A 737-nucleotide genomic window follows, 5' to 3' on the forward strand; every position below is an offset into this window, starting at 1 on the left:
TCAAGCCCGGACGCGAAAAGTAAAATAATGGAAGCGATTGAGGCGATGGCGTATACCTCGTTGCTTACCGCAAGCGTTCCGCTCCCCAAAGAAAAAATGCCGTTTGGAAACCCGGGGATCTTCATGCCCCCAAGGGCGTAAGGCCCGATGACGATGCCCGCTATGAGTCCCCCAAAACCCTGTGGTATTCCTATCTTTTTTGCAAGCCTGCCGAAAAAGCGCCCCGCAAATAAAACTATTCCGATCTGAAGGGCCAATACCGCCATTAACTCGCCGATTGATTCTGATTCTGCCGCCATTTGATTTTCTACCTTTCCAATTTTCTGTATACATAACGGTGGGGGCTGTCCGCCGCCGACCCGAGTTTCTCCCTGCGCCATTCGGCGTATTCCGACCAGTTGCCGTCGTACCAGACGATCTCGCCGTCTTCAAACGCGAGTATGTGCGTTACGATTCTGTCCAAGAACCAGCGGTCGTGGCTGATTACAAGGCTTACCCCCGCGAAGGAGTCAAGCGCCTCTTCAAGGCCGCGCAAAGTGTTCACGTCAAGATCATTTGTCGGCTCGTCGAGCAAAAGGACGTTAGCCCCCTCTTTGAGCATCATCGCGAGGTTCAGGCGGTTGCGCTCCCCGCCGGAAAGCACTCCCACTTTTTTTGACTGGTCCGCGCCCGAAAAATTGTACCAGGCGCAGTAGGCGCGGGAGTTTACCTCCCTCGCGGTCTGCCCCGAACCGAGT

The 737-nt window shown here is 54.8% G+C and carries 1 protein-coding gene and 1 pseudogene; both read right to left on the bottom strand.

The window, feature by feature from the left end; all coding sequences use genetic code 11:
* Positions 1-299 (bottom strand): annotated as a pseudogene (locus ACYVTD_RS14855) (sodium:proton exchanger); the annotation flags it as partial.
* An 8-nt stretch (positions 300-307) separates the two neighbouring features.
* Positions 308-737, bottom strand: a 430-nt coding sequence (locus tag ACYVTD_RS14860) for an ATP-binding cassette domain-containing protein (RefSeq protein ID WP_461248489.1), incomplete at its 5' end; no start/stop codon positions are given.

The organism is Treponema sp. R6D11 (genome assembly GCF_054786075.1).